General features: G+C 61.4%; 18 protein-coding genes. 4 read left to right on the top strand and 14 right to left on the bottom strand.

Translation table 11 applies throughout. From position 1 onward, the window contains the following. Positions 1-99 precede the first annotated feature (99 nt). The 13 genes from leuD to ACMFWR_RS07635 all read right to left on the bottom strand — a co-directional run bounded on the left by leuD (position 100) and on the right by ACMFWR_RS07635 (position 10,138). On the bottom strand, positions 100-750 hold the full coding sequence (leuD, locus tag ACMFWR_RS07695) for a 3-isopropylmalate dehydratase small subunit (RefSeq protein WP_413194406.1): 651 nt from the start codon (positions 748-750) through the stop codon (positions 100-102). 80 nt (positions 751-830) lie between these two features. Further along, on the bottom strand, positions 831-1,409 hold the full coding sequence (locus ACMFWR_RS07690) for a hypothetical protein (protein ID WP_413194405.1): 579 nt from the start codon (positions 1,407-1,409) through the stop codon (positions 831-833). A gap of 42 nt (positions 1,410-1,451) precedes the next feature. Further along, a complete protein-coding gene (leuC, locus tag ACMFWR_RS07685) occupies positions 1,452-2,861 on the bottom strand; it encodes a 3-isopropylmalate dehydratase large subunit (RefSeq protein ID WP_413194816.1) in 1,410 nt (469 codons plus the stop codon). 245 nt (positions 2,862-3,106) lie between these two features. After that, positions 3,107-3,310, bottom strand: coding sequence for a hypothetical protein (locus ACMFWR_RS07680; protein ID WP_413194404.1), 204 nt, complete (start codon positions 3,308-3,310; stop codon positions 3,107-3,109). An 8-nt stretch (positions 3,311-3,318) separates the two neighbouring features. After that, complete coding sequence (locus tag ACMFWR_RS07675; RefSeq protein ID WP_413194403.1) at positions 3,319-3,498, bottom strand: hypothetical protein; 180 nt, start codon at positions 3,496-3,498, stop codon at positions 3,319-3,321. A gap of 23 nt (positions 3,499-3,521) precedes the next feature. Next, positions 3,522-4,064, bottom strand: coding sequence for a hypothetical protein (locus ACMFWR_RS07670; RefSeq protein ID WP_413194402.1), 543 nt, complete (start codon positions 4,062-4,064; stop codon positions 3,522-3,524). 185 nt (positions 4,065-4,249) lie between these two features. Next, complete coding sequence (gltA, locus tag ACMFWR_RS07665) at positions 4,250-5,551, bottom strand: citrate synthase (RefSeq protein ID WP_413194401.1); 1,302 nt, start codon at positions 5,549-5,551, stop codon at positions 4,250-4,252. A 28-nt stretch (positions 5,552-5,579) separates the two neighbouring features. After that, positions 5,580-5,861, bottom strand: coding sequence for a succinate dehydrogenase assembly factor 2 (locus tag ACMFWR_RS07660; RefSeq protein ID WP_413194400.1), 282 nt, complete (start codon positions 5,859-5,861; stop codon positions 5,580-5,582). 1 nt (position 5,862) lies between these two features. Further along, positions 5,863-6,567: a succinate dehydrogenase iron-sulfur subunit gene (locus ACMFWR_RS07655; RefSeq protein ID WP_413194399.1), complete on the bottom strand. Its 705-nt coding sequence runs from the start codon at positions 6,565-6,567 to the stop codon at positions 5,863-5,865. A gap of 28 nt (positions 6,568-6,595) precedes the next feature. Further along, entirely contained in the window at positions 6,596-8,371 is a 1,776-nt protein-coding gene (gene sdhA / locus ACMFWR_RS07650; RefSeq protein ID WP_413194398.1) for a succinate dehydrogenase flavoprotein subunit, read from the bottom strand. Positions 8,372-8,375: 4 nt separating this feature from the next. After that, complete coding sequence (gene sdhD, locus ACMFWR_RS07645) at positions 8,376-8,753, bottom strand: succinate dehydrogenase, hydrophobic membrane anchor protein (RefSeq protein WP_413194397.1); 378 nt, start codon at positions 8,751-8,753, stop codon at positions 8,376-8,378. 1 nt (position 8,754) lies between these two features. Further along, positions 8,755-9,165, bottom strand: coding sequence for a succinate dehydrogenase, cytochrome b556 subunit (gene sdhC, locus ACMFWR_RS07640; RefSeq protein ID WP_413194396.1), 411 nt, complete (start codon positions 9,163-9,165; stop codon positions 8,755-8,757). Between the two features lie 175 nt (positions 9,166-9,340). Then, positions 9,341-10,138: a GntR family transcriptional regulator gene (locus ACMFWR_RS07635; RefSeq protein WP_413194815.1), complete on the bottom strand. Its 798-nt coding sequence runs from the start codon at positions 10,136-10,138 to the stop codon at positions 9,341-9,343. Positions 10,139-10,487: 349 nt separating this feature from the next. Here ACMFWR_RS07635 and ACMFWR_RS07630 point away from each other — a divergent pair, with 349 nt between their 5' ends. From ACMFWR_RS07630 to acnA, 4 genes are all read left to right on the top strand, one after another. After that, complete coding sequence (locus ACMFWR_RS07630; RefSeq protein ID WP_413194395.1) at positions 10,488-11,471, top strand: malate dehydrogenase; 984 nt, start codon at positions 10,488-10,490, stop codon at positions 11,469-11,471. A 191-nt stretch (positions 11,472-11,662) separates the two neighbouring features. Beyond that, positions 11,663-12,703 carry an HpcH/HpaI aldolase/citrate lyase family protein gene (locus ACMFWR_RS07625; RefSeq protein WP_413194394.1) on the top strand — a complete coding sequence of 347 codons (1,041 nt, stop codon included), beginning with the start codon at positions 11,663-11,665 and terminating at the stop codon, positions 12,701-12,703. A 106-nt stretch (positions 12,704-12,809) separates the two neighbouring features. Next, the gene (locus ACMFWR_RS07620; protein WP_413194393.1) at positions 12,810-13,304 is read left to right on the top strand and encodes a hypothetical protein; all 495 of its coding nucleotides are present in this window, start codon (positions 12,810-12,812) and stop codon (positions 13,302-13,304) included. A gap of 177 nt (positions 13,305-13,481) precedes the next feature. Next, complete coding sequence (gene acnA / locus ACMFWR_RS07615) at positions 13,482-16,193, top strand: aconitate hydratase AcnA (protein WP_413194392.1); 2,712 nt, start codon at positions 13,482-13,484, stop codon at positions 16,191-16,193. A gap of 165 nt (positions 16,194-16,358) precedes the next feature. Here the strand turns inward: acnA and ACMFWR_RS07610 are convergent, their stop codons facing one another. Next, a complete protein-coding gene (locus ACMFWR_RS07610; RefSeq protein WP_413194391.1) occupies positions 16,359-17,342 on the bottom strand; it encodes a hypothetical protein in 984 nt (327 codons plus the stop codon). Positions 17,343-17,605 lie beyond the last annotated feature (263 nt).

Here is a 17,605-nt window from a genome sequence, read left to right as displayed (position 1 = left end):
GTTCTCTGACATCGCCAACCGGGTCGGAGTGCGCCGCTTGCGCGATACCGCGGTCACCGCCCTGCTTCATCCGACCTTCCTGATGTGTCGCGCTTCGTCTTAACGCGGCAGCTGATTGCCGAGCCACGGTTGACGTGCGAGGCGCTCTGCTTCGAACGCCTTGATCTGATCCGAATGACGCAGTGTGAGGCCGATATCGTCAAAGCCGTTCAGCAGGCAATACTTGCGGAATGCCGTGACATCGAACGAATACTCGCGACCATCCGGCGTGCGGACGACTTGCGCGTCGAGATCGACCGTCAGTTGATAGCCCGGAAACGCGAACGTCTCATTGAACAGGTGATCGACTTGCTGTTCGGTCAGTGCGATCGGCAGCAGACCGTTCTTGTAGCAGTTGTTGAAGAAAATATCCGCAAAGCTCGGCGCAATGATCGCGCGGAAACCGTATTGCTGAAGCGCCCACGGTGCGTGCTCGCGCGAGCTGCCGCAGCCGAAGTTCTTACGCGCGATCAGCACGGTCGCACCTTGATAGCGCTGCTGATTCAGCACGAAGTCCGGGTTCAGCGGACGCTTCGAGTTGTCCTGTCCCGGCTGGCCGACATCCTTGTAGCGCCATTCGTCGAACAAGTTCGGACCGAAGCCCGTGCGCTTGATCGACTTCAGGAATTGCTTCGGGATGATCGCATCCGTATCGACGTTTTCGCGATCGAGCGGGGCGACGAGGCCCGTGTGTACGACAAACTTTTCCATGATTTGACTCTGATACGAATACGTTTCGAACAGCCTCGATCGCGTTCATCCGTGCGCGCGGCGCGCGCACGGACCCGCCTTTAGTCCGCAGTCGACGAATTGCCGCCCGTGAACGCGTCGTGGATCTGATGGCCAACGGTCTTCACACCGCTGGCGACAGCATGTCCGGCCGCTTTGGCATCGCTGCCGATCGTATGACCCGCGGACTTCGCGCCGTCCTTGATGCTGTGACCGGCCGACTTCGAATCACGCTTGATCGCATGACCCGCTTCCTTGCTCTTGTCACCGACGGCGTGGCCCACTTCCTTGCTCTTGTCACCAATCGCGTGCCCGGCTTCCTTGCTATCGCTCTTGATCGCGTGACCGGCTTCCTTGCTCTTGTCGCCGATCTCGTGCCCCGCTTCCTTGCTGTCGCGCTTGATCGCGTGGCCCGCTTCACTGGCCTTTTCGCCAATCGCGTGACCCGCTTCCTTCGCGCCCGTGCCGATTTCGTGACCGACTTCTTTCGCGTCATCGACCGGATGGATTTCGTCGGCATGGGCGCGCGGGGCTACGGCGAATGCGGCGGCAGCCGCCAGCAGCAGTGCCGATAGCCAGAATGCGCGCGTGGACGTCTGTTTGACCGACGCTTGCTGTGCCGAAACTTGCCTTGCCTTCATTCGCCTCTCCTTCGAGGAATATCGGGATGGAATAAGCGAAGATTAACCGAGCTTGCGGATATCGACGAAATGTCCCTCGATCGCCGCCGCTGCCGCCATCGCCGGGCTGACCAGGTGCGTACGGCCACCTGCACCCTGCCGACCCTCGAAATTGCGGTTCGACGTCGACGCGCAGCGCTCACCTGGCTCGAGGCGATCCGCATTCATTGCGAGACACATCGAGCAACCCGGTTCACGCCATTGGAAGCCGGCGTCGGTGAACACCTTGTCGAGGCCTTCATGCTCGGCCTGCTGTTTGACGAGGCCCGAACCCGGCACGACCATCGCGAGGCGAATGTTCGGCGCGACCTTGCGGCCCAGCTTGCGAACGACATAGGCCGCGGCACGCAGGTCTTCGATCCGTGCGTTCGTGCACGAGCCAATAAAGACCTTGTCCGGACGGATCGATTCGATCGGCGTATCGGGCGTCAGCGCCATATATTCAAGCGCGCGTTCGAGCGCGTTGCGCTTGACCGGGTCCTTTTCCTTCTCGGGATCCGGCACGCGGTCTTCGATCGACACGACCATTTCGGGCGACGTGCCCCAGCTCACCTGCGGGCGGATTTCCGCCGCGTTGAGCTCGACGACGCGATCGAACTGCGCGCCTGCGTCGGAGGTAAACGTGCGCCAGATCTGCGCGGCTTGCTCAAACTCAACGCCGCTCGGTACGAACGGACGGCCCTTCAGGTACTCGACCGTCGTGTCGTCGACCGCAACCATGCCGGCGCGCGCACCCGCTTCGATCGCCATATTGCAGACGGTCATGCGGCCTTCCATGCTCAGTGCACGGATCGTCGAACCGCCGAATTCGATGGCATAGCCCGTACCACCGGCCGTGCCGATCTTGCCGATGATCGCGAGCACGATGTCCTTGGCCGAGCAGCCACGCGGCAGCGTGCCTTCGACCTTGACGAGCATGTTCTTGCTCTTCTTCTGAAGCAGCGTCTGCGTCGCGAGCACGTGCTCGACTTCCGACGTGCCGATGCCATGTGCGAGCGCGCCGAATGCACCGTGCGTCGAGGTGTGCGAATCGCCGCAGACGATCGTCATGCCGGGCAGCGTCGCGCCTTGTTCCGGTCCGATGATATGTACGATGCCCTGACGCACATCGCTCATCTTGAATTGGGTAATACCGTAGGCGTCGCAGTTGCTGTCGAGCGTATCGACCTGCAGTTTCGAGACGGGGTCGGCGATGCCATGCGCGCGGTCGGCGGTCGGCACGTTGTGGTCCGACGTCGCGAGGTTCGCGCTGATACGCCAGACCTTGCGTTCGGCTAGCCGCAGACCCTCGAACGCTTGAGGACTCGTCACCTCGTGCAGCAGTTGGCGATCGATATAAAGAATGGTCGTGCCGTCATCCTCGGTATGGATGACGTGCGAGTCCCACAACTTGTCGTAGAGCGTCTTTGCCATGATGGTCATCACTGCGGTTCGGTGCATCGCACCGGTGGGGAAATTCTCGTTCTCTTCGATGCATTATCAGGACAGCACGGATCATGACCCGCGTTGTCCTGGTACCGCATCGAATGTGAAACGATTATGCCACAGAGATCCCGCACAACTTACGGCAAAGTGACGCTAAATTTTCTCAATCTCGCTCATTGTCTGGTGTTTTTAGTACCAGGATAAGCGATACCAGAAATGAGAAGGCTTAGAGCTTACTGTGCAATCAACTGACGAAGACCATAGATCGCCAACTCAATTAATCCGACAAGCACAACACCGAAAGCGCCACCCATCAGGCACTTGCCCATCGCGCACAGCCCGTTTGCCAAACGTAGCATCTTGATCGCTTGCGCGATCTCCCGATCCATGCGGTTGATCGCACTAGGTGGTATCAATGGAGAGAATGCTTCTTTCATGCGATCCACTATTTGGCCAGGTAAGCAACCAGGTGCGGCCATACGAGCACAAGGTTCACCACAACACCCAGGACTGCACCGCACAGCCCAGCGATAAACCCCGTCCAACCGCAGACATCGATTAGAAACTCGACCTTATCGGGATTTGAGAAAAAACGAATCGCCGCCCCTCGAAGTTGTGCCTTCAAGATAGCCTCCTTGGAAAACTGTTTTACATAAGCGCAAGCCACCAAACATTGGCAGCGTGGAAACACGCACTAGCAGTCGCACTTGTAACAACGAAGCGCATGGACCACCGAGCGAACTTATCCGGCGATTTGATCAGCCCTATTGAGGCGAGACCTAGACCACCCTCCCTTCGCCAAGGCCAGTAACCCACCGCAGTGAGCTCGTCGCTCAAAACTCTATTGAAGTTCTGCCCCGCAACTGCAACGACGATTGCTACGATTGACCCGACGCCTACGACGCCATAGATCGCGCCGAAAAACGTGCAGAACACCGAGGGCCAGGCGGCACCACTGTTCGCCGTCAGCACTTCGTACAACCCAGACGCTGAAAGTCCGATAGCGGCCCAATACAGCTGACCGTCGTCGATAGCGTCGCGCAGCATGGCATCCGCGGCCTGCTCACCGAGCACACTCGACATTGAGATCACGACGCACATCGGCCCAAATATCGGCACGCCGATATTGAGTAACAGCCAGAGGATGAACTGCGCGACCATGACCAGACCCAGCGATTTGAGGTGTCCCATTTTCGGGGACCGCTCATCTCATATTTCAACCGAGGGTCTCGGACAAAAGCGCTGCGTATGTAGGAAAACACCCCGCGGGATGTCGGGCATCCGGCGGGGTGTTTGAGTGGACCTCGAACGAGGTCCGGCATGCGTGAGGCTGAGGCAGGTTCGCGGCGAGCGCCGCGAAGCCGTCTAATGCATGATTAACGCTGGCCGATCGGCTTGGCCTTGCGCGGCGTGTCGCCAATGAACAGCTGACGCGGACGGCCGATCTTTTGTTCGGGATCCGCAATCATTTCGTTCCACTGCGCGATCCAGCCGATCGTACGTGCCATCGCGAAGATACACGTGAACATCGACGTCGGAATGCCCAGAGCGCGCTGAACGATACCCGAGTAGAAGTCGACGTTCGGGTACAGCTTGCGCGACACGAAGTATTCGTCTTCGAGCGCGATCTTTTCGAGTTGCATCGCGAGCTTGAACAGCGGATCGTCGTGCAGGCCGAGCTCGTTGAGCACTTCGTAGCACGTTTCGCGCATCAGCTTCGCACGCGGATCGTAGTTCTTGTACACGCGGTGACCGAAGCCCATCAGCTTGACGCCCGAGTTCTTGTCCTTCACTTGCTTGATGAACTCAGGAATCTTGTCCGGCGAACCGATCTCTTCGAGCATGTTCAGCGCGGCTTCGTTCGCACCACCGTGCGCCGGGCCCCAGAGGCAGGCGATACCGGCAGCGATACACGCGAACGGATTCGCACCCGACGAACCGGCGAGACGCACGGTCGACGTCGACGCATTCTGTTCGTGGTCTGCGTGCAGGATCAGGATACGGTCGAGCGCGCGAACCAGCACGTCGTTGACCTTGTACTCTTCGCACGGGTTCGAGAACATCATGCGCATGAAGTTCGCGCTGTACGACAGGTCGTTCTTCGGATAAACGAACGGCTGACCGATGTTGTACTTGTACGCCATCGCCACCAGCGTCGGCAGCTTCGCGATCATGCGAATCGCCGACACTTCACGGTGACGCGGGTCGTTGATGTTCAGCGAGTCATGGTAGAACGCCGACAGCGCGCCGACGCAGCCCGTCAGCACGGCCATCGGGTGCGAATCGCGACGGAAGCCACGGAAGAACAGATGCATCTGCTCGTGGACCATCGTGTGCTGCGTGACCGTGTCGACGAATTCTTGCTTCTCCGCTGCGTTCGGCAGTTCGCCCTTGAGCAGCAGGTAGCAGGTTTCCATGAAGTCGGCGTTCACCGCCAGGTCTTCGATCGGATAACCGCGATACAGCAGTTCGCCCTTGTCGCCGTCGATGTAAGTGATCGCCGAGTTGCAGGCGGCGGTCGACATGAAGCCCGGGTCATAGGTGAACTTGCCCGTCTGGCCGTAGAGCTTGCGGATATCGATGACATCCGGACCCATCGTCCCCTGATAGATCGGCAACTCGACGCTGGGCGAATTGTCGCTGAACGATAGCGTGGCTTTTACTTCGGACGGAGTCATAAGGGTCCTCTATACGAACAATGAAATTTCAACAGGAGCGCAGGAGCGAGAGCACATGCGCGATCTCGGGAGTCGCTAGCTCGCCCTCAAGTTCAGCGCGGGCCATCAGCAGGTCCATGAGCTCGTTGTCGGACAGCTCGAGCAGGATCGACAACGCACCGACATCGGCGTCCGTCAGGTCCTGCTCGTAGCGCTCGAAAAACCGCTCGATGATCAGGTCGTTCTCGAGCAGACCGCGACGCGCACGCCAGCGAAGACGCGCGCGCTTATGCGGATCGGCCTGATGGTTCGAAGCGGTCGGTTCGTCCATATCACACAGCACGGCGAACCATCAGTTCCTTGATCTTGCCGATCGCCTTCGTCGGGTTCAGTCCCTTCGGGCACACATCGACGCAGTTCATGATCGTATGGCAACGGAACAGGCGATACGGATCTTCGAGGTTGTCGAGTCGCTCGCCCGTCGCCGTATCGCGCGAATCGGCGATAAAGCGATAGGCCTGAAGCAGACCCGCCGGACCGACAAACTTGTCCGGGTTCCACCAGAAGCTCGGGCACGACGTCGAACAGCTCGCGCAGAGAATGCACTCGTACAGGCCGTCGAGCTCTTCGCGCTCTTCAGGCGACTGCAGGCGTTCCTTCTCGGGCGGCGGCGTGTCGTTGATCAGGAACGGCTTGATCGAATGGTACTGATTGAAGAACTGCGTGAAGTCGCAGATCAGGTCGCGCACGACGGGCAGGCCCGGCAGCGGACGCAGCACGATCTTCGCCGGCAGGTCGTTCAGGTTGGTCAGGCAGGCCAGACCGTTCTTGCCATTGATGTTCATCGCGTCCGAACCGCACACGCCTTCGCGGCACGAACGGCGGAACGAAATGGTCTCATCGAATTCCTTCAGACGCACGAGCGCATCGAGCAGCATGCGGTCGGTCGGCTGGAGTTCGACTTCATACGTTTGCATCCGCGGCGCCGCGTCCTTGTCCGGATCGTAGCGATAAATTTCGAAAGTACGTTTTGCCATGATGGGAATCCTGTATGTCGCCAGTGCGTCAGAAGGTACGGGCCTTGGGCGGAACCGAATCGACGGTCAGCGGCTTCATCGTGACCGGCTTGTAATCGAGGCGGTTGCCTTCGCTGTACCACAGCGTATGGCGCATCCAGTTCTCGTCGTCGCGGTGTTCGTGGTCGAGCAGCGCGTGTGCGCCGCGGCTTTCCTTGCGCGCATCGGCCGACACCATCGTCGCCTTCGCGACTTCGATGAGGTTGGCCAGTTCGAGCGCTTCGACCCGCGCGGTGTTGAACACCTTCGACTTGTCCTTCAGGTGCACGTTGTCGACACGCTGAGCGATGTCGGCGATCTGCTTGACGCCTTCGGCGAGCAGCTCCGACGTACGGAACACGCCGGCATGCGACTGCATCGTCTTGCGGATGTCATTGGCAATGGTCTGCGTGTACTCGCCCGAGCTCGAGGCGTCGAGCTTCGCGAGACGCGACAGCGCGAAATCGGCCGCATCGGCAGGCATCGGCTTGTGACCGCCGAGCTCCTTGATGTGCTCAACGATATGGTTGCCTGCGGCGCGGCCGAACACCACGAGGTCGAGCAGCGAGTTCGTGCCCAGGCGGTTCGCGCCGTGGACCGACACGCACGAGCATTCGCCGACCGCATAGAAGCCGTGCACCGGTGCCTTGTGATCGCTGCCCTTGCCGACGACCTGACCGTGGATATTGGTCGGGATGCCGCCCATCTGATAGTGAATCGTCGGCACGACCGGGATCGGTTCCTTGATCGCGTCGACGTTCGCAAACTTCAGGGCGATTTCGCGAATCGACGGCAGACGCTTGAGAATCGTTTCGGCGCCGATGTGCGACAGATCGAGGTACACATAGTCCCCGTTCGGACCGCAACCGCGACCTTCCTTGATTTCCTGGTCCATCGAGCGCGAGACGAAGTCACGCGGCGCGAGGTCCTTGAGCGTCGGCGCATAGCGCTCCATGAAACGCTCGCCGTTCTTGTTGCGCAGGATACCGCCTTCACCGCGCACGCCTTCGGTGATCAGCACGCCCGCGCCGGCCACGCCGGTCGGGTGGAATTGCCAGAACTCCATGTCCTGCAGCGCAATCCCTGCACGTGCGGCCATGCCGAGGCCGTCACCCGTGTTGATGAACGCATTGGTCGATGCAGCGTAGATACGGCCTGCCCCGCCCGTCGCGAACAGCGTGCACTTCGCTTCGATGATGTGGACTTCGCCCGTTTCCATTTCCAGCGCGACCACGCCGAGCACGTCGCCTTCGGCGTCGCGAATCAGGTCGAGCGCCATCCATTCGACGAAGAATTGCGTCTTCGCTTCGACGTTGCGCTGATACAGCGTATGCAGCAGTGCATGGCCCGTACGGTCAGCCGCGGCGCATGCGCGCTGGACCGGCTTCTCACCGTAGTTCGCGGTATGACCGCCGAACGGACGCTGGTAAATCGTGCCGTCTGGGTTGCGGTCGAACGGCATGCCGAAGTGTTCGAGCTCGTAGACAGCATTCGGGGCTTCACGGCACATGAACTCGATCGCATCCTGGTCGCCGAGCCAGTCGGAACCCTTGATCGTGTCGTAGAAGTGATAGTGCCAGTTGTCTTCGCTCATATTGCCGAGCGACGCACCGATGCCGCCCTGGGCAGCGACCGTATGCGAACGCGTCGGGAAGACCTTCGAAAGCACGGCGACCGACAGGCCTGCACGTGCGAGCTGCAGCGAGGCGCGCATACCCGAGCCGCCAGCGCCGACGATGACCACGTCGAACTTGCGACGCGGTACGGAGTTCTTGATTGCAACCATTCTTTTACACTCTCCAGAGAATCTGCGCTGCGTAGGCCGCACAACCAACCAGCCAGAGAATCGTCAACGTGTGAAGCGTGATGCGCAGACCCATCGGCTTGACGTAATCCATCCAGATATCCCGCACACCGATCCATGCGTGATAGAACAGGCTCAGCAAGGCGACGAACGTCGCAAGCTTCATCCACTGAAGAGCGAAGATGCCCGCCCAGCCGTCGTACGAGAAGTTGCTCGCACCGAAGAACCAGACGACGAGAATGACGGTGTAGACCGCCATGATGACGGCGGTCAGGCGCTGCAGCAGCCAGTCGCGCAAGCCGTAGTGCGCGCCGACGACCTGACGCTTCGGGCCGATTTTTTGTTTGGATTCGTAGGCAGCCATCTCAGAACGCTCCGAACAGTTTGAGTGCGATCGCGATGGTCAGCAGGGACGACAGTACGAGCACGACCGAAGCGGTGTTGCGTCCGCCTTCCTTGCTCACGGCGTGGTGCGTGTCGAGCAGCAGGAATCGCAGGCCGGCGAAGAAGTGGAACGAGAACGCCCACGAGATCACCAGGACCACCAGCTTGACGATGATGTTGGAGAAGAAGCCCTTAAGGGTGTCGAAGCTGATCTCGGACGTGAGACTCTGCTCGAACAGGTAGAGCGAGAACGGCAACAGCAGGAACAGCAGAATGCCGCTGACGCGATGCAGGATGGAGACCTTGCCCGCAAGCGGTAGTCGGTATTGTGAGAGCTGCCCTATACCGATGTTCCGGAACTCCGGCCTCGATTTTTTTACGGCTTCAGCCATGCTAGACCCCATAGGTATTACGTCAAGCCGCGATTCTAGCGCCATTTGATGGCGCACTGCACCGTAGAAAGCCTCGCGACAAGGCACCCCACGGTGCGGCCGGCGCGCGCTTCGCGCCCGGCCGCAGTCTCGTTGACCAATATGGCAAATTCGTTGCAGCGGGGACCGACATACCTCAGCTCAGATCATTCTGATAGAAATGTCGGGTTGTCACATACCAGCCGCGACGCACCTCGACGGGCTTGTCACCATAGGTATACGACACGCGGTCCACACTGAGTAACGGAAATCCTGGCGCAACCTTGAGCAATTCGGCGACAGTCGCGTCGGCCGCAACCGCCCGGATCTTCTCCGACGCGCGGATCATGCGCGTTCCGAACTCCGCCTCGAACATCGCGTAGAGCGGCCCTTCATAACTGGCGAGGCGCTCGATCGTCAATCCCTTGAACATCGCGCCCGGCAGCCAGATCTCGTCAAATACGGTGGGCACCTGCTCGAATGCAAGCACGCGGCGGATCAGCACCGCCGGGTCGGCCGGCTTGAGTTCGAGCTGACGCGCGATCTCGGCCGGGGCGCGCAGGCGGCGGCACTCGACCAGATGACTGTCGTGCCCGAGCGAACCACCATCATCGGGCAGCAGCCGCAGGAACCGGAACTGCACGCGGTCTTCATTGTGCGTCGCAACAAACGTGCCTTTCCCCTGCCGTCTCACGAGCAGGTTCTCGGCGGCAAGCTCGTCGATCGCCTTGCGCACGGTGCCCTGGCTGACCTTGTAGCGCGACGCGAGTTCGACCTCGCTCGGAATGATCTCGCCGGGCTTCCATTCGCCGCTCTCGAGCCCCTGCGTGATGAGCGCCTTGATCTGCTGATAGAGCGGGCTGAACGTCGGCGACGGCGCGCCGCCCCCCTCTGCGCGGTCGTTTCCCGCGGAGTTGGGGGTCGAGCTTGCCGGGTTCGAATTCATGGCCGCGATTTTTTCACAGAGCTTGGGGATCGTCCACACAAATTGCCCTTCGTCATATGTCTTATATAAGACATATGATACGGTTGACTTTGCTGAGGGCGACTCCTAAACTCCGAGCGGCTAAAAGGTTGCGCCGTGTCGGCCTTGTAATACGGGTTGTCAAGCGGAAGCCGGGCCGGTCCCGGATTGTCCGATGCTGTCATGACCAGCACGCGACAGCCGATTACACTACTGATTTTTCGCCGTCGTTCTGTCGTGCGGATGTGTTCGCCGATGGTGTGTGCGCTGCTCGCACGCCCATCCCGACGCCGACCACGATGTTGCGGCGGCGGTTCATGTCCTGCTCTGGAGAACATACATGGCTAAAGCCGCTAAGCGCGTTGCCGTCACCGGCGCCGCCGGTCAAATCGCGTACTCGCTGTTGTTCCGCATCGCCAACGGTGACCTGCTCGGCAAAGACCAGCCCGTCATCCTGCAACTGCTCGATCTGCCGCAGGCACAGGCTGCCGTCAAGGGCGTCGTCATGGAGCTCGAAGACTGCGCATTCCCGCTGCTGTCGGGCGTCGTCGTGACCGACGACCCCAAGGTCGCGTTCAAGGATGCCGACGTCGCACTGCTCGTCGGCGCACGTCCGCGCAGCAAGGGCATGGAGCGTAAGGACCTGCTGACCGCCAACGCCGAGATCTTCACGGTTCAGGGCAAGGCCATCGACGAAGTCGCCAGCCGCGACATCAAGGTGCTCGTCGTCGGCAACCCGGCGAACACGAACGCCTACATCGCCATGAAGTCGGCTCCGAGCCTGCCCAAGAAGAATTTCACGGCCATGCTGCGCCTCGACCACAACCGCGCGCTGTCGCAACTCGCAGCGAAGTCGGGCAAGCCGGTCGCGAGCATCGAGAAGCTCGCCGTGTGGGGCAACCACTCGCCGACGATGTACCCCGACTTCCGTTTCGCCACCGCCGAAGGCCAGCCGCTCAAGTCGCTGATCAACGACGACGTGTGGAACAAGGACGTGTTCATCCCGACCGTCGGCAAGCGCGGCGCGGCCATCATCGAAGCTCGCGGCCTGTCGTCGGCGGCTTCGGCAGCCAACGCAGCCATCGACCACGTGCGTGACTGGGTCCTCGGCACGAACGGCAAGTGGGTCACGATGGGCATTCCGTCGGACGGCTCGTACGGCATCCCCGAAGACATCATCTACGGCGTGCCCGTGATCTGCGAAAACGGCGAGTACAAGCGCGTCGAAGGCCTCGAAATCGATGCGTTCTCGCGTGAAAAGATGGACGGCACGCTCAACGAACTCCTCGAAGAGCGCGACGGTATCAAGCATCTGCTCGGCTAAGCCGTTATAGCCGGATAGCTGAAAGTCGAAGCGTCAGAGAGCAGGACGGCCGGGTTCGCCCCGCCGCTCTGCTCTCCGTCCCAGAGCGGCCCGAGCCGCCGGGAGCACGACGAAAGGCACTGCAAGCCAGCCGCTTTTCGTGATGCCCCCACGATTTCAAACCCGCATACGTACCGGATTCGCAGACCGCAATGACGCGCTCTCTCGCACCCGCTCAGGTTCTGTTCGACGGCGACACGCCGCCTGCGGTGCTTCCTCCGTGCGATCACTACGCCGGCAGCGAGAAGCTCATGCTCAAGTCGCTGTCGCTGCAACGTGAGCTGGGGCCGGTATTCGACGTCACGCTCGATTGCGAGGATGGCGCGGCGGTCGGCCAGGAGGCGCGCCACGCGGAGCTCGTCGCGTCCCTGCTGGGTTCTGAGCGCGATGCGTTCGGGCGTGTCGGCGTGCGGATCCATGACTATCGTCACCCCGCCTGGCAAGAAGACCTGCGCATCATCCTGGGCGGCGCCACGCGCGGCCCGGCCTATGTGATGCTGCCCAAGGTCCGGCATGCGAGCGAGGCCGCGGAAATGTGCGCGTACATCGAAACGCTGCGCCGTCGCGACAATATTCACGACCCGATTCCGGTGCATGTGCTGATTGAAACGCATGAAGCACTGGCCGACGTGTTCGCGATCGCGGCGCTGCCGCCCGTCGAGTCGCTGAGCTTCGGGCTGATGGACTTCGTTTCGGCGCACAACGGCGCGATCCCCGACACGGCCATGCGTTCGCCGGGCCAGTTCGAACACCCGCTCGTGCGCCGCGCCAAGCTCGAGATCGCCGCGGCGTGCCACGCGCACGGCAAAGTCGCGTCGCATAACGTGACCACCGAGATTCGCGACCTGTCCGTGGTGGCCGACGACGCGCGGCAAGCGCGCAACGAGTTCGCCTACACACGGATGTGGAGCATCCACCCCGGCCAGATCGTGCCGATCGTCGAAGCGTTCACACCGAAGAACGACGAGATCGACCGGGCCGCGGAGATCCTCCTCGCGGCGCAGGCCAACGACTGGGGGCCGATCCGCCACAACGACACACTGCACGACCGCGCGAGCTACCGGTACTACTGGTCGGTGCTGCGCCGCGCGCATGCCGCATCGCGGCCCCTGCCCGCTTCCGTGCGCGATTTTTTTACAACATCATTGCATTCCGGCAAGACGACGCCGTCGAGGATCCGCGATGCGTCTTAAAATCTCGCGGACTCGAGGTCGAATCGGTGACAATGACGGCCTCGGCACACGCCCGATCAACGATGGCGTGGTCCTGACGAACGACTTCCGGAGAAGGTGAATACTGATGAAGAAATCTCTGCTTGCTGCGCTCCTCGGTGCGGTTTCCATTGCTCTCGCGGGCGTTTCGGTCGACGCAGTCGCCCAGGCAGGCGCCCCGGCACCCAAGCCGAAGACCGTGAAGAAGCTCAAAAAGTCGAAGAAGGCGCAGGCCAAGGAAGCGGCGAAGGTCGATCCGGTGCCGGACGGCGCCGATACGTGGAACTGCGCTGAAGGCGCGGTCATGTATCTGAAGGGCGACATGAGCAAGGACATGGTCATGACGCTGCACTGGAAGGACCGTAACTACAAGCTGCCGCGCGTGATCACCACGACGGGCGCCGACCGTTTCTATGACACGGCCACCGGCTTCGATCTCGTCGTGATCCCGACGAAGGCCATGCTGTTCGACGACACGGGCGACCGTGAGCGTCTGGCTGACGAATGCAAGACCGACGACATGGCGCACAACGGCGCTCTGGCGCCGACGCAATCCAACGCCCTCAAGAACGGCCAGCAATGACAGCTTCGGTGATGGCGCAACTCCGCGAAACGCTGTGCCGCGTGCGCCTCACCGGTGCTGACATTGCCGTTTTTGCCGGTCGAAAAACCGCCGGTCCGGCGTACGCAGGGGGTCTCGACGATGCCCGGCGTACACGGACCGACCACCCCTAGTTCCGCGTTTAACGAAGGAATTTACATGGCCCACAATCTACATAAAACGCTCAAGGAATTCGACAGCGGCGCCGGCAAAGGCAAGTACTACTCGCTGCCCGCGCTCGGCAAGGCGCTCGGCATCAAGGTCGAACGTCTGCCCGTGTCGATTCGTATCGTGCTCGAATCGGTGCTGCGCAACTACGACGGCAAGAAGATCACCGAAGAACACATCAAGCAACTCGCGAACTGGGCCCCGACAGCTGCGCGCGTCGACGAAATTCCGTTCGTCGTGGCGCGTGTCGTGCTGCAGGACTTCACGGGCGTGCCGCTGCTCGCCGACATCGCCGCAATGCGTGGCGTCGCCGAGCGCATGGGCAAGACGCCCAAGGCCATCGAGCCGCTCGTGCCGGTGGACCTCGTCGTCGACCACTCGGTCCAGATCGACTACTTCCGCCAGCCGGATGCCCTCGACCTCAACATGAAGCTCGAATTCAAGCGCAACAACGAGCGCTACGAGTTCATGAAGTGGGGCATGCAGGCATTCGACACGTTCAAGGTCGTGCCCCCGGGCATCGGCATCGTTCACCAGGTGAACCTTGAATACCTCGCACGCGGCGTGCACAAGAAGAAGGAAAACGGCGACACGGTCTACTACCCGGACAGCCTGGTCGGCACCGACAGCCACACGACGATGATCAACGGCATCGGCGTCGTCGGCTGGGGCGTGGGCGGTATCGAAGCAGAAGCCGGCATGCTCGGCCAGCCCGTGTACTTCCTGACGCCTGACGTCGTCGGCGTCGAGCTCAAGGGCAAGCTGCGCGAAGGCCTGACCGCCACCGACCTCGTGCTCACGATCACCGAACTGCTGCGCAAGGAAAAGGTCGTCGGCAAGTTCGTCGAGTTCTTCGGCGAAGGCGCAGCATCGATCGGCGTGCCCGATCGTGCGACGATCGGCAATATGGCGCCGGAATACGGCGCGACGATGGGCTTCTTCCCGGTCGACGGCAAGACGATCGAATACTTCGAAGGCACGGGCCGCACGAAGGACGAAATCGCCGCGTTCGAAGCCTACTTCAAGGCACAGAAGATGTTCGGCGTGCCCAAGGCCGGCGACATCGACTACAGCAAGACGCTGACGCTCGACCTGTCGACGGTCACGCCGTCGCTGGCTGGCCCGAAGCGCCCGCAAGACCGTATCGAAATCGGCAAGGTCCAGAACACGTTCAAGGATCTGTTCTCGAAGCCGGTCGCGGAAAACGGCTTTGCAAAGAAGGCTGAAGATCTCGAAGCGGTCTACAAGACGAAGGACGGCATCGACGTCAAGAACGGCGACATCCTGATCGCCGCGATCACGTCGTGCACGAACACGTCGAACCCGAGCGTGCTGCTCGCAGCAGGCTTGCTCGCGAAGAAGGCCGTCGAAGCCGGCCTGACCGTCGCGCCGCATATCAAGACCTCGCTCGCCCCGGGATCGCGGATCGTCACGGAATACCTGACGGCCACGAAGCTCATGCCCTACCTCGAGAAGCTCGGCTTCACGCTGGCGGCGTACGGCTGCACGACGTGTATTGGTAACGCCGGCGACCTGACGGCTGAGCTCAACGACGCGATCACGAGCAACGACATCGTTGCGGCGGCCGTGCTGTCGGGCAACCGTAACTTCGAAGCGCGTATTCACCCGAACATCCGTGCGAACTTCCTCGCATCGCCGCCGCTGGTCGTCGCCTACGCGATCGCGGGCAATATCACGCGCGATCTGATGACCGAGCCGGTCGGCAAGGGCAAGAACGGCAAGGACATCTACCTCGGCGACATCTGGCCGACGAGCGACGAGATCAACAAGCTGCTCAAGTACGCGCTCAACGCGAAGAACTTCAAGTCGAACTACTCGAAGCTCACGACCGAAGGCGACCTCTGGAGCAAGATCAACGGCGTCGACGGCGACGTGTACGAATGGCCGAAGTCGACGTACATCGCTGAGCCGCCGTTCTTCGAAGGCTTCGGCATGGAGCCGAAGGCCACCATCGAGCAGGTCAAGGGTGCTCGCGCCCTGGGCGTGTTCGGTGACTCGGTCACGACCGACCACATCAGCCCGGCCGGCAGCATCAAGGAAACGTCGCCCGCAGGCGTGTGGCTCAAGGAAAACGGCGTGCTCAAGGCCGATTTCAACAGCTACGGCTCGCGTCGCGGCAACCACGACGTGATGATGCGCGGCACGTTCGCCAACGTCCGGATCAAGAACCTCATGATCCCGGCGAAGGCAGACGGTACGCGCGTTGAAGGCGGCCTGACGATTCACCAGCCGAGCGGCGAACAACTGTCGATCTATGATGCAGCGATGAAGTACGTCGATGCAAAGACCCCGACGGTCGTGTTCGCTGGCGAAGAGTACGGCACGGGCTCGTCGCGTGACTGGGCAGCCAAGGGTACGGCACTGCTCGGCGTGAAGGCGGTCATCGCACGCAGCTTCGAGCGGATCCACCGTTCGAACCTCGTCGGCATGGGCGTGCTGCCCCTGCAGTTCAAGGACGGTGACAGCGTCACGTCGCTCGGTATCACGGGTGAAGAGACCTACGATATCGAAGGCCTGGGCGACGACTTCAAGCCGCAACAGGAAGTCACGCTCGTGATCCACGGCAAGAACGGCGACAAGCGCGTGCCGGTCCTGCTGCGTATCGATACGCCGATCGAAGTCGACTACTACAAGCACGGCGGGATTCTGCCGTTCGTGCTGCGTTCGCTGCTCGCGGCGTAACGCTCGCTTCAACCGCTTTGCGGGAGGCCGCGCGATGCGCGGCCCTTCAAGCCCGGCTGAAAAGCCGGGCTTTTTTATTGCCTGCGCGAACGTCGTGAATGGGAGCGGGTTTCAGCGCGCCTCTGGTCCCGGCCTTGTTCGTGCGTTTGGACGCGTGAGCGCAGATCAGTGCACGGTTTCGATATGAAATCCGAATGCGTCCCGGAGTTCGGCCACTCGCTCGCCAAACCCGGCGCTTCCGCGAAGTGCCATACCGAAGCTCGGTCGACCCGGCCCGGTGGTGTGCACTCCTGTCTCGATGTTGCGCGCCTGGACGAGCCGAAAATAGATGCAAGCGTCATAGGGCGACTGGCGCGTGCCCACCACGTATGTCGCGCCCGACAGTTCCTTGAATGCAGAACTCGGCTGAGCCGGAAAGTCGATGATATTGCGGCATTTTCGGGCCTCTCCGAAAGTGATTCGCTGCCCAAGCGGAAGGTTGTCGAGTTCTCCGCCGGGGTAGATGACGACGACCTTTGCGCCCTTCTCGGCCATATCCCGCACGGACTCGACGCGCCTTGCGACGCTGTCCACGATAGCGGCGTCGCCCCGCGATGCGGGCGAGAGCAGATCGGCGGGAACGGGATGTCCGGGCGCAACCAGCAGAGGCGTACACGGGCGCGGTGTATGAAACACGGCCGTGACCGTGATCGGGTCCGACTCGAACGCCGCCCTTTGCATGCGCTCCCCGACGTAACGCTCTAGCGAAAACTGAGTGTTCGTCGCCCACTTCCTTGCGACTTCAGCGTCCGTGTCGTCGTTCAACAAGGCAGCGTCACGGAACTCATGCACGATGCGCTGGAAGCCTGCATCGAGCGAGGACGACAGTGTCGTCACGGACGGAAGTATCGGACCGCGATCCGCCGCTTCCGCGCACCGTTCGACCCGGCTCGTCCATTGTCGTAACGAATCGAGCAGTTCATCGTGCGGGGGCGCCGCATGCGGCCTGACGCGCGCAATCGAGCACAGCTCGCGCCCGACGCCCACCGCCAGGCCGTTCAATTGCGGCGTCGAACCGTCAATGTGCCGCAGTACGTCGAAACACTGAAGTTTCGTGCGTTGACTCCCGGCTGCGGCGGCGGAGGGAGTCTGGGAAATGGCATGCAGCATGATCCTGGCCTCTTGAAATCAAATCGCGAAGCGCGCCGCACGGGTTCGATACGAACCCTGACGAACGACGCGCACGCTTCCGACGATGCCGCGGCGAGGTTCCGCACGATTGTCCAATTCGACCATTCCCTCTCGCCATGTGCCCCGTTGTTGTCTCCCGGCAGGTGAGTCCCAAGCCCCGTTCGCAAGAGCCCGCCGAGAACGACTAGAATGTGGGGCCATGCACCGCTTTGTGTGACGCGGCCCGTCCACGCCACCCCGAC

Origin of the sequence: Pararobbsia alpina, assembly GCF_965118125.1 — a bacterium.
GTDB classification, from domain to species: domain Bacteria; phylum Pseudomonadota; class Gammaproteobacteria; order Burkholderiales; family Burkholderiaceae; genus Pararobbsia; species Pararobbsia alpina_A.
The sequence above is the reverse complement of the archived record's forward strand: the minus strand, read 5'-3'. Positions and strand labels throughout refer to the sequence as shown.